The sequence below is a fragment of the Actinomadura sp. 1N219 genome (genome assembly GCF_044326405.1).
Taxonomy (GTDB): Bacteria; Actinomycetota; Actinomycetes; order Streptosporangiales; family Streptosporangiaceae; genus Spirillospora.
In genome coordinates, this window is record NZ_JBIRAY010000016.1 from 141,933 (window position 1) to 152,796 (window position 10,864).

Annotated in this window: 10 protein-coding genes and 1 tRNA gene; 8 read left to right on the top strand and 3 right to left on the bottom strand. The window is 72.0% G+C overall.

Annotation, left to right across the window (positions count from 1 at the left end; genetic code table 11):
- Positions 1 to 49: 49 nt before the first annotated feature.
- From ACH35V_RS36170 to ACH35V_RS36180, 3 genes are all read left to right on the top strand, one after another.
- The gene (locus ACH35V_RS36170; RefSeq protein ID WP_395979374.1) at positions 50 to 838 is read left to right on the top strand and encodes an enoyl-CoA hydratase/isomerase family protein; all 789 of its coding nucleotides are present in this window, start codon (positions 50 to 52) and stop codon (positions 836 to 838) included.
- Positions 839 to 971: 133 nt separating this feature from the next.
- Positions 972 to 1,505, top strand: coding sequence for a M48 family metallopeptidase (locus ACH35V_RS36175; RefSeq protein ID WP_395979375.1), 534 nt, complete (start codon positions 972 to 974; stop codon positions 1,503 to 1,505).
- A complete protein-coding gene (locus ACH35V_RS36180; RefSeq protein ID WP_395979376.1) occupies positions 1,502 to 2,164 on the top strand; it encodes a hypothetical protein in 663 nt (220 codons plus the stop codon). The genes ACH35V_RS36175 and ACH35V_RS36180 overlap by 4 nt, the downstream gene beginning before the upstream one ends.
- Here ACH35V_RS36180 and ACH35V_RS36185 read toward each other — a convergent pair.
- A complete protein-coding gene (locus ACH35V_RS36185) occupies positions 2,146 to 2,709 on the bottom strand; it encodes an NUDIX hydrolase (RefSeq protein WP_395979377.1) in 564 nt (187 codons plus the stop codon). The two genes, ACH35V_RS36180 and ACH35V_RS36185, sit on opposite strands and share 19 nt — an antisense overlap.
- 187 nt (positions 2,710 to 2,896) lie before the next feature.
- Positions 2,897 to 4,339, bottom strand: a complete 1,443-nt coding sequence (locus ACH35V_RS36190; RefSeq protein ID WP_395979378.1) for a zinc-dependent metalloprotease — start codon at positions 4,337 to 4,339, stop codon at positions 2,897 to 2,899.
- Positions 4,340 to 4,428: 89 nt separating this feature from the next.
- Here ACH35V_RS36190 and ACH35V_RS36195 point away from each other — a divergent pair, with 89 nt between their 5' ends.
- Positions 4,429 to 5,511 (top strand): NAD-dependent epimerase/dehydratase family protein, encoded by a 1,083-nt coding sequence (locus tag ACH35V_RS36195; protein WP_395979379.1) that lies wholly within the window; start codon positions 4,429 to 4,431, stop codon positions 5,509 to 5,511.
- 50 nt (positions 5,512 to 5,561) lie between these two features.
- Here the strand turns inward: ACH35V_RS36195 and ACH35V_RS36200 are convergent, their stop codons facing one another.
- Entirely contained in the window at positions 5,562 to 8,480 is a 2,919-nt protein-coding gene (locus ACH35V_RS36200; RefSeq protein ID WP_395979380.1) for a UPF0182 family protein, read from the bottom strand.
- Between the two features lie 107 nt (positions 8,481 to 8,587).
- Between ACH35V_RS36200 and ACH35V_RS36205 the strand changes: the two genes are divergently transcribed.
- The 4 genes from ACH35V_RS36205 (at position 8,588) to ACH35V_RS36220 (ending at position 10,773) form a co-directional block, all read left to right on the top strand.
- Positions 8,588 to 9,133 (top strand): PPA1309 family protein, encoded by a 546-nt coding sequence (locus tag ACH35V_RS36205; RefSeq protein ID WP_395979381.1) that lies wholly within the window; start codon positions 8,588 to 8,590, stop codon positions 9,131 to 9,133.
- A 10-nt stretch (positions 9,134 to 9,143) separates the two neighbouring features.
- Positions 9,144 to 9,575, top strand: a complete 432-nt coding sequence (locus ACH35V_RS36210) for a molybdenum cofactor biosynthesis protein MoaE (RefSeq protein ID WP_395979382.1) — start codon at positions 9,144 to 9,146, stop codon at positions 9,573 to 9,575.
- Between the two features lie 27 nt (positions 9,576 to 9,602).
- The gene (locus ACH35V_RS36215) at positions 9,603 to 10,649 is read left to right on the top strand and encodes a PDZ domain-containing protein (protein WP_395979383.1); all 1,047 of its coding nucleotides are present in this window, start codon (positions 9,603 to 9,605) and stop codon (positions 10,647 to 10,649) included.
- A gap of 50 nt (positions 10,650 to 10,699) precedes the next feature.
- Positions 10,700 to 10,773 (top strand) — tRNA-Met (locus tag ACH35V_RS36220).
- Positions 10,774 to 10,864 lie beyond the last annotated feature (91 nt).

Below are 10,864 nucleotides of genomic sequence, written 5' to 3' on the forward strand. Positions count from 1 at the left end.
CCCGGCCCGCGGGCGGGTGCCGGACGGGCGTCGCGGTACGGTGCGGGCCATGCCCGAACCGCTGCTCGCCGAACGCCGTCCGGACGGGATCGCCGTCCTGACGCTGAACGACCCCGACCGCCGCAACGCGATGTCGGACGAGATGACCGCGGCCTGGCGGGCCGCGATCGAGGACCTGCGCGGCGACCGGGACGTGCGCTGCGTCGTCGTGACCGGCGCGGGCAGCGCGTTCAGCTCCGGAGGCGAGCTGTCCTGGCTGGCGGACACGGGCGACGTCGCGGTCCCCGCCCTCCGCGACCGGATGCTGGCCTTCTACCGGACCTGGCTGACGATCCGCGCCCTGGAGGTCCCGACGATCGCCGCCGTCAACGGGCACGCCGTCGGCGCCGGGCTGTGCCTCGCGCTGGCCTGCGACCTGCGGTACGCGTCGTCCGACGCCAAGCTCCTCGCCCCGTTCACCGCGCTCGGCCTGCACCCCGGCATGGCCGCGACCTGGCTGCTCCCCGAGGTCGCCGGGCTGCCGCTGGCCCGCGAGATGCTCCTGGCCGGCCGGGTCGTCACCGGCGCCGAAGCCGAGCGATACGGCCTGGTCAACAAGGCCGTGCCCCGCGACGAGGTCTTGGACGAGGCGCTCACCGTCGCCGGCCGGGTCGCCGCGCAGGCCCCGATCGCCACCCGGCTCACCAAGGCGGCCCTCTCCGGCGGCGGGCACGGCGACATGGAGGCGGTGCTGCGCTGGGAGTCGCTCGCCCAGCCCGTCACGATGTCGTCCAGGGACATGCTGGAAGGGCTCGCGGCGCAGCGGGACAAGCGCGTCCCGCGGTTCACCGGCGAGTGAACGTCGGTCAAAAACAGACCCCCTGACCTGCGACGACGTCAAACACCCCCTGTGGTGGAGGCAAATTTTCGAGTACGGTTCAGGCGTGCCCCCTAACGTTGAGGTCCGTCGCAGCGCGAGGCGCCGGCGAACCGTGTCCGCCTACCGAGATGGCGACAAGGTGGTGGTGATGGTTCCGTCCAGGCTGAGCAAGGCCGAAGAGGAACAGTGGATCGCGACCATCCTGGAGCGGCTCGAAGAGAGGGAACGCCGCCGGCGGCCCAGCGACGCCGACCTGCAGTCGCGGGCCCGGGAGCTGTCCCGCCGCTACCTGGACGGCCGCGCCGACCCCACCAGCGTCCGCTGGGTAGCGAACCAGCGCACCCGCTGGGGATCATGCACCCCCGACGACGGGACGATCCGGCTGTCCACCCGCTTGCGGGGCATGCCGGGGTGGGTCGTCGACTACGTCCTCGTCCACGAGCTGGCGCACCTGCTCATTCCGGGGCACGGCGCCGACTTCTGGGAGCTGGTCGGCAACTACCCGAAGGCCGACCGGGCCCGCGGCTACCTTGAGGGCGTCGCCGCCGCCGCGCACCTGCCCCTTGAGGCGGACGCCCCGGACGACGAGGTCGCCGACGACGGCGTCCACCACGGGGACGACTTCCCGCACGAGGTCGCCGGGTGACCCACCCGCCCGACCCGGGCGCTGCGGCGAGGTTCGCCGCCGTGCTCTCCCTGCCCGGTCGCCCGCTGGACGTGCCGCCTGGCGTCGACGCCCGCGCGTTCCGGCTCGCGCTGCTGGAAGACACCTACGAGGTCGTCGCCGGGCTCGAACTGGTGACGTCCGCGCTCGTCCTCGACCCGCCCGACCAGCCGGACGCCGAGGCCGTGACCTGGCCCGGCACCCCGATCGTCCGGGAGCCGACGCTCGCGGGCGCGTTCGCGGCGCTGCACGCGCTCGGCGCCGGGACGGCCGCGCTGGTCGCGCCGGACGCCCCCGACCTGCCGCCGCTGCTGATCGGCAAGCTGTTCCGCGCCCTCGGCCACGCCCCGGCCGCCGCCTGCCCCGCCCAATCGGACGATCGCGCCGGCGGTCGTCTCGTCGCGCTCGCGGCCCGGCTGCCGCTGCCCGGCTGGCTCGCCACGGCGCTCCAGGACGTCGATCTCGACACGCCGGACGCGCTGGCCCGGCTCCGCGCCGCCGCCCCGCGTCCCGGCCTCGTCCCGCAGGGGCCCGGCTGGCACCGCCTCCGCACCGCCTCTGACCTGCGATTCCTCGATCCTGGGCTGGAGGGCTGGGAGAACACTCGCGCCCTCCTCGAAGGTCACCCGCTGAGTTCCTGACAGCGCGCCACGAGCCGCCGGAGGGCGTCGTCGGTCGGCTCGGGGAGGCCGTCGACCGGGAACCAGGCGAGGGCGTCCGACTCGTCGCTCACCGTGTGCCGCGCGTCCGCCGGGGCGATCGCCGCGTACTGGACGTCCAGATGCCACGTCCCGTCCGGGTGGCAGCGGACGGCGTGCCGGTCGAGTTGGACGGGCCCCGGCAGCAGCCGCAGATCCCCGATGCCCGACTCCTCCGTCGCCTCCCGCAACGCCACGCCCGCGAGCGTCGCGTCGCCGGGCTCGCAATGCCCGCCGAGCTGGAACCACAGCTTGAACTTCGCATGCAGGGTCAGCAGCACGCGGCCCCTGGACGCGTCGAGAACGGCGGTGCTGGCGGTGATGTGCCCCGCCGCGCATTCCCGCCACATCCCGTCCGCCGGGTACTCCTCCAGATGCCGCAGGAAACCGAGCCGGACGTCCTCCTGCCCGGCGTCGGGCGCCTCCCACGACGACAGGACCCGCACGGCGTCCTCGTACAAAGCGCCTCGCGGGACGCCCTGCGTCACGTGCGTCCCACGCGCGGGTAACGAGAGTTGACGGGATGGCGGCGACGACGCTCCTGATCGACGGGCCGCTGCCAGCACAGACTCGCCCGCGCGACCCGGCGCCTGATCGCCCTCGTGGACGAGCCGGGCCCGTACCGGCAGCCGTTCACGCGCGACACCGGCGACCCGTGCGACTCACGCGACAGGCTCATGCGCGAGGCCCGCCGTCGCCCGAGCCGCCGTGTTCGCCCTCGTCTTCGTCGTCGGGCTTCTCGTCCGGCTTCTCGTCCGGCTTCTTGGCTTCGCTCTCGGCCGGCTTCTCGTCGGGCTTCTTGGCTTCGTTCTCGTCCGGGGCCTTGGTGAGGTTCGACAGGTCCAGGTCGGACAGGCCCTCGATCTCGTCGCGGCCGTGGACGAACCCGTCCGGGTCGTCGAGGTCGTCGGACGTCGGGAGCAGGTCGGGGTGGTCCCAGATCGCGTCCCGGCCCTGCGTGCCCCGCACCTCCGTGAGCGTCCGCCACAGGCCGGCCGCCTCGCGCAGCCGCCGCGGCCGCAGCTCCAGGCCGACGAGCGTCGCGAACGTCCGCTCCGCCGGGCCGCCCGTCGCGCGGCGCCGCCGCACCGCCTCGGCCAGCTTCACCGAACCGGGCAGCCGCCCCTCCGCCGCCTCGTTGACGACCGTGTCGACCCAGCCCTCGACCAGCGCGAGCGCCGTCTCCAGCCGGGCCAGCGCCGCCTTCTGCCGCGGCGTCTCCTCCGGCTGGAGCTGGATCTCGCCGCCGAGCGCCTCCTGGATCGCCTCCGGGTTGGACAGATCGAGGCCCTGGACGGCCTGCTCGATGCCCGACAGGTCGACGGTGATGCCCCGCGCGTACTCCTCGACCGCGCCCAGCAGATGCGAGCGCAGCCACGGGACGTGCGCGAAAAGCCGCTGGTGGGCGGCCTCCCGAAGCGCCAGATACAGGCGAACCTCGTCGCCGGAGACCTCCAGGCCCGAGCCGAACGCCTCGACGCCCGCGGGCAGCAGCGCCCCGACGCCGCTCGGCGCGAGCGGCAGGCCCACGTCCGCGGAGCCGGTCACCTCGCGGGCCAGCGCCCCGAGCGCCTGCCCGGCCTGCCCGCCGACCATCGCGCCCGCCATCTGCTTGACCATCCCGATCAGCGGGCCAGCCATCGCCTGCATGTCAGCGGGAATGTCGCCGCCCGCACCGCCGAGAGCCCCGCCCATCGACTCGACCATGCGCGCCGCGATCGGGTCGCACACCTTCGCCCACACCGGAAGCGTCTGCTCGATCCACTCGGACCGGCTCCACGCCCGCGGCGTCCGGATCCCGGCGGGCAGCGTCGTCTTCTCGTCCAGCCACAGGTCGGCCAGGCGCAGCGCCTCCTCGACCTGGCGCCGCTCGCTGTCGACGACCGACGGGTCGCCCTGCTCCACCACCTGGTGCCGCGCTATGTTCTTGGCCAGATCCCAGTTCAGGGGGCCGCCGGCGTCGCCGCCCGCACCCTGGCCGCCGATCATGTCGGCGAACCGGTGCAGCATGTCGGCGAACTGGGCCATGTCGCCGCCCATGCCCTTGAATGGATCCTGGGGCCGGTCGTCGTCGTCGCCGTCGCCTGGACGGTTGAAGCCGAACGGGTTGTCACTCATCGGTTTGCCCCTGGGATGCATGATGGGCTCATATCCGCAACGTTAGCCGGTCCCGGCAAGGTCGCGTACACAAGGAAGGGGGCACCCCCGTGGCAACGGGCAAGGTTCGCCCTCGGCGTAGCAAGGGCCCGGTCGTCGCCGTCACCGGCGCCGCCTCCGGTGCGGGGCGGCTGCTGGCCGCCCGGCTCGCCGAACGGCAGGAGATCCGCAAGGTCGTCGCCATCGACGGCCACCGCGGCGACGTGCCCGGGGTCACCTGGCGCGTCGTCGACATCCGCGACCCGCTGCTGTCCAACCGGCTGTCGGACGTCGACGTGATCGTCAACCTGGACGTCGAGAGCTCCCCGGAGGTCGACCCCCGCGACCGCCGCACCCACAACGTCCGCGGCGCGCAGACCGTCGTCACCGCGGCCGCCGCCGCCCGGGTCCGCCGGGTGGTCCTCGTCACGTCCGCGATGGTGTACGGGGCCGAGCCCGGCAACGAGGTCCCGCTGCACGAGGACGCGCCGCTGCTCGCCGAGGCCAGCACGTCCATCGCCGGGGACTACCTGGAGATGGAGGAGCTGGCCGCGACCGCGCCCGTCACCCACCCCGGGCTGGACGTCACCGTCGTCCGTCCCGCCGCGCTCGCCGGGCCCGGCATCGACACCGTCATCACCCGGCACTTCGAGGCGCCGCGGCTGCTGTCGGTCAAGGGCAGCACGCCCGGCTGGCAGTTCTGCCACATCGAGGACCTCGCGGCCGCGCTGGACGTCGTCGTCACCGAGGACGTCACCGGCCCCCTGACGGTCGGCTGCGAGGGCTGGCTCGGCCCCGACGAGGTCACCGAGATCACCGGGAAGCGGAGCTTCGAGCTGCCCGCCGCGCTCACCTTCGGGATGGCGCAGCGGCTGCACCGGCTCGGCATGACGCCCGCGCCCGCCACCGACCTGCACTACGTCGCCTACCCGTGGGTCGTGGACTGCGCGCGGCTCCGCGCCGCCGGCTGGAAACCCCTGTACGACAACGCCGCCGCGCTGCGCGCCGTGATGGAGGAGACCGCCGGGCGGCACGCCGTCGTCGGACGCCGCGTCGGCGGCAAGGAGGCCACGATGGCGACCGCCGCGGGCGCCACCGTCGCCGCGATCGGCGCGGCCGCCGCCATCCGCCGCGCCCGCAAACGCCGCCGCTGACCCGGCGCGCCCCCGGGCCCGCCGCCGAGGCCGGCCCGGGCTCGGCGGGATCAGCTCGCCGGCGGCGAGCCGGAGGGGCTCGGGGACCCGGTCTGCGTCCCGGTCGGGCTCGGTGACGGGCTCGGCGTCGCCGGCTTGGCCTGGCCCGCCGCCGCCAGCGCGGCCTGCGCGTCCTTGATCCGCTTCCAGGCGTCGCCCATGCCCGGATAGTCGCCCTTCTTCTGCGCGTCCTCGTAGTCCTTCACGGCCGTCTGCAGATCGGCGATCGCCTTCTGCGCCGCGGCGCTGAGCTGCTGCTGCCCGCCCGGGGCCGGCGGCGTCTGCGTCGGCGGCGCCGCGGACGCGGTGCCGAGGATCTGCTTCATCGCGTCCTCCAGCGTGTCCGCGGCCGCGATGCCGTTGCCGTACCGGACGAGGATCTTGCCGAGGATCGGGTACGGCTGGCTCTCCTTGCCGCCCGACGCCTTCGTGTACATGGGTTCGACGTACAGCAGCCCGCCGCCGAACGGGATCGTCAGCAGATTGCCCGCCACGGTCTTCGTGCCGCCCTGTCTCAGCGCGAACAGGTCGGCCTTCACCTGCGTGTCCGTCTCGAACGAGTTCTGCACCTGGCCGGGCCCCGCGGGCTGCGCGTTGCGCGGCATCTGCAGGATCTGGATCTGCCCGTAGTCGCGGCCCGGCGTCGACCCGACCGCCATGAAAGCGGCGAGCTGCGGGTTGCCCCGGGGGTTGAACACCGTCGTCAGCGAGAACGACTTGGCGTCCTGGCCCGGCATCCGCAGGCTCTGGTAGTACGGCGGCTGCCTCCGGTTCTTCGCGGACGGGTCCTCCGGCACCTCCCAGAAGCCCTCGCCGTTGTAGAACGCCGACGGGTCCGTCACGTGGTACTGGGTGAGGATCTTCCGCTGCACCTTGAACAGGTCCTGCGGGTAGCGGAAATGGGCCTCCAACTTGGGCGGGATCGACGACCGCGGCTGGACGGTCCCGTCGAACACCTTCATCCACGTCTTCGTGATCGGGTCGTTCTCGTCCCACTGGTACAGGTGCACGGAGCCGTCATAGGCGTCCACCGTCGCCTTGACCGAGTTCCGCATGTAGTTGATGTGGTCGTCGGCCTGCCGCGCCACCGCCGAACGCGTGTCGGTGATCGTGTCGCGGGTCGCGTCGCCGAGGCTCATCTCCTCCGAGTACGGGTAGCTGTTGGACGTCGTGTAGCCGTCCACGATCCACAGGATGCGGCCGTCCACCACCGTGGGGTACGGGTCGCCGTCCAGCGTCAGCCAGGGCGCGGCCTTCTGCACCATCTGCCGCGGCGACCGGTCGTAGAGGATCTTGGCGTTCTGGTTGATCGCGCCGGACAGCAGCAGGTTCTTGTCCTGGAACTTGGCCGAGAACAGCAGCTTGTTGAGGAACGAGTCGATCGGGACGCCGCCGTCCCCGTCGTAGGTGCTGTTCTGCTGCCCCGTCTTGCTGTTGTCCGGGTAGTTCAGTTCCTGCTGGCCGCGCCCGCCGACCACCGAGTACCGCGGCGACCGCTCCCCGAAGTAGATCTCCGGCTTCGCCACCTTGATCTTCTGTTCGGGGGAGACCGGCATGTCCTTGGTGATGAAGTCGGGCTCGTTGCCGGCGGCGAAGCGGTCCCCGTACGCGGACACGAACCCGTAGCCGTGCGTGTACACCAGGTGGTCCTTGACCCAGCTCCGCTGCGCCGCGGGCGCCCCGGACAGCTCGCGCAGCGCGACGATCGTGTCGATCGGCTTGCCGTCCACCTCGTAGCGATCCACGTCCAGCGTGTCGGGGAACCGGTAGAACGGCCTGATCTGCTGGCGCTGCTGGAACGTCTCGCCCACCACGGCCGGGTCGAGGACGCGCACCCCGCCGAGCTGGTCGGCCTCCTGCTGCAGCTTCGTCTTGTCCGTCACCGGCTGCGACCCGTACGGGACGACCTTCGCGCCGTCCACGCCGTACGCCTGCCGGGTGAACTGGATGTTCCGCTGGATGAACGAACGCTCCTTGGCCAGCTCGTCCGGCTTCACCTGGAACTGCTGGATCAGCAGCGGATACACCCCGCCGAGCAGGATCGCCGACAGCACCAGCAGCGTGAACCCGACGCCCGGCAGCATCATCCCGCGGCGCAGCAGGTTGCTGAAGAACATCGCCGCGCACAGCAGCGCGATGATCATGAGGATCGTCTTCGCCGGAAGCAGCGCGTTCACGTCGGCATAGGACGCGCCGGTCGTCACGCCGCGCTCCGAATGCACCAGCCCGTACCGGTCGAACCAGTACGCGACCGCCTTCAACAAGATGAACAGCCCGAACAGCACCGACAGGTGGGCGCGCGCGGGCGGGCTCGCCTTGTCGCCCGGCCCCTGCAGCCGCAGCCCCCCGTACAGGTAGTGCACCATCACCGCGGCCAGGATCGACAGGATCACCATCGCGAAGACCACACCGATGATGAGCCGCAGGAACGGATACGTGAAGACGTAGAACGACACGTCCTTGTGGAACTGCGGGTCCTTCACGCCGAACGGCGTCCGGTTCAGGAACGCCAGCCACACCGGCCACTGGCCCGCCACCGACGACCCCGTCAGCACCCCGAGCAGCCCCAGCAGCGACCACGCGATCAGCCGCCGGCGCGGATCGATCACCGCCCGGTACCGCTCCAGGCCCTGCTGCTCCACCGACAGCGGCCGGTACGCGGGACGCAGCCGGTACGCCACCGCCACGTTCGCGCCGACCAGCAGCATCATCAGCAGCCCCGCCCCGAAGAACAGCGCCACCCTCGCCTGAAGCTGCGTCGTGTACACCTTCGAGAAGCCGATGGAGTCGTACCACAGCAGATTCGTGTAGGTCGCCGTGAAGACCATGAACGCGATCAGGAGCACCGCGAGCGTCACCAGAGAAGGCAGCACCAGCCGCGTCCGTCCGGTACCGAGCCGGCGCCCGAAGCCGGGAGTACGGAAGGTCACTGACCCCTCCGATCGAGATCTCGCCACCGGCGCCCGCCGGTGCTGTAGAAGCAACTTACCGACTGGCGCGGGGGTTCCCGCATGTCGATGCGCCGAATGGGGGAAAGATGGGCCCCGTGAGCCTCCTCGAAGAAGTCGTCCTGGACCTCGAACGCCACTCGGCGCAAGAAGGCTGGGACGCCGCGCCCCGACTCTACGCCCTCGTCCGCAGCGCCGAACTTCGCCAGGCCGAGCCCGACCTCGCCGACCAGCTCGGCCTGCCGCCCGACGCCGACACCCTCGCCGCGCTGGAGCAGCCCGCCCTTCCCGACCGCGACGCCGTCGAGGACGCCCTCGCCACCATCGCCTGGCCGGACACGGTCGAAGGCTGCGCCCTCGTCATGGAACGCGTCGTCCTGCCGCCCGAAGCCGAAGCCGACATCCCCGAGGACGACGCCGAAGCCGCCGAATTCGCCGCGTCCCACCCCGAGCGCGAGGACGTCCGCATGATCGTCGGCGTGCTCCGCGACGGCGCCCGGCACTCCGCGCTCCGGCTCCGCCGCCACGACACCGACGACGAGGTCCTCGCCGGGCCCGACCTCGTCCCCGCCCTCGCCGAGGCCCTCGCCGCCACCTTCGAACCGGACGAACCGGGCGAGCCGGCCAGTGGGTAGCCTGCCTGACGTGAGCCACGACAGCGTGATCAGGCTGATCGGCGTCCGCGACGAGCCCCTGTCCGTGGACGAGGTCCTCGCCGCCGTCGCCGCACCCGGCGCCGGCGGTATCGCCGTGTTCGTCGGCGCCGTCCGCGACCACGACCACGCCCGGACCGTCACCGGCCTCGACTACAGCGCCCACCCCGGCGCCGAACAGCAGCTCCGCGCCGTCATGGAGAAGGTCGCCGCCGACCATCCCGTCCACGGGCTCGCCGCCGTCCACCGCGTCGGCGACCTGCGCGTCGGCGACCTCGCCGTCATCGCCGCCGCGTCCTGCGCCCACCGCGCCGAGGCGTTCGCCGCCTGCCGGCAGCTCATCGACGACCTCAAGGCCAACGTGCCCATCTGGAAGCACCAGACCTTCGCCGACGGCGGCGACGAATGGGTCGGCGCGTGCTGACCGCCCCGACCGCATAGAGTTTCGGACATGTCCCGTCGTGCCGCCACGCTCACCGCCGCGAGCGTGATAGTCATCGTGCTCGCCATCATCGGCTCCGCCATGCCGGTCCCGTACGTCGCGCTGATGCCCGGTCCGACGAGCAACACCCTCGGCACCAACGACAAGGGCCAGCCCCTCATCAGGATCGACGGCCGCCAGACCTACCCCGACGGCGGCCACCTCAACTTCACCACCGTCACCTACCGCGGCGGCCCCGGCGGCCGCATCGACCTCTTCACCGCCCTCCGCGGCTGGATCGCCGGCGACACCGCCATCGTCCCCGAAGAGACGATCTTCCCCGAGGACGAGTCGCCCAAAAAGGTCGACGAAGAGAACACCCGCCAGATGCAGGACTCCCAGCAGAGCGCCGAAGCCGCCGCCCTCCACGAACTCGGCATCCCCGTCACCACCCGCGTCGTCGTCGACGGCATCCAGAAGGGCCGCCCCGCCGACGGCGTCCTCAAGACCGGCGACGAGATCACCACCGTCGACGGCGCCAAGGTCACCAACGTCGCCCAGGTCACCGGCACCATGGCCAAACACAAGATCGGCGACAGCGTCACCCTGGGCTACACCCGCGCCGGCAAGCCCGCCACCACCACCCTCAAAACCGTCGCCACCCCCAACGGAGACCGCGCCGCCGTCGGCGTCGTCATCTCCGACCAGTACAAATTCCCCTTCAAAATCGACATCAGCGTCGGCGACATCGGCGGCCCCTCCGCCGGCCTCATGTTCTCCCTCGCCATCATCGACAAACTCACCCCCGGCTCCCTCACCCAGGGCACCTTCATCGCCGGCACCGGCACCATCACCGCCAAAGGCGAAGTCGGCCCCATCGGCGGCATCCAGCAGAAAATGATCGCCGCCCGCAAAGCCGGCGCCACCGTCTTCCTCACCCCCAAGGACAACTGCCCCGACGCCGCCGCCTCCCGCCCCGACGGCCTCCGCCTCATCCGCGCCGACACCCTCCACGGCACCGTCCAGGCCATCAACGCCCTCACCACCGGCAAAGGCGACATCCCCACCTGCAAATGACCCGCCCCGTTCGCAGCACCCCGCCCCATGCCATAGACTCAAAACATCACCGCGGGGTGGAGCAGTTCGGTAGCTCGCTGGGCTCATAACCCAGAGGTCGCAGGTTCAAATCCTGCCCCCGCTACTGGTCTGGGTCCGTGTGGTCGGGCGCTTTGCGCCCTTCCCCGCGGACCCTTCGCCGTTTATCGGGGGGGACGACCCCCCGGGCCCCCCGG